General features: G+C 59.4%; 1 pseudogene. It reads right to left on the bottom strand.

The features are described from left to right. Positions 1–278: pseudogene (locus NXS07_RS22035) on the bottom strand (ammonium transporter); the annotation flags it as partial.

Raw genomic sequence — 278 nt, 5'->3', positions numbered from 1 at the left:
AAATCGGAGAAGCCGAGTTCGGACAACCAGCCGCCGCCCCACTGCCAGGAGCCGGAGATCGGGTAAAGGATGCCTGTCAGGACCACAACAAAGGCCAGGAAGGGCCACAGTTTGATGCGTTCTGCCAGAGCACCGGACACGATGGACGCGGTTGCGGCAACAAACATCAGCTGGAAGAAGAAGTCAGAGCCAGCGGAGGCGTAATCCAGAGCGGCGTCAGCAGCGTCCAGACCAACCGGTTCAAGCGACGTGAAGAAGCCGCCGAAGTAGAAGAAACC

Source organism: Xenorhabdus bovienii, from assembly GCF_024721015.1.
Taxonomy (GTDB): Bacteria; Pseudomonadota; Gammaproteobacteria; order Enterobacterales; family Enterobacteriaceae; genus Xenorhabdus; species Xenorhabdus bovienii.
The sequence above is the reverse complement of the archived record's forward strand: the minus strand, read 5'-3'. Positions and strand labels throughout refer to the sequence as shown.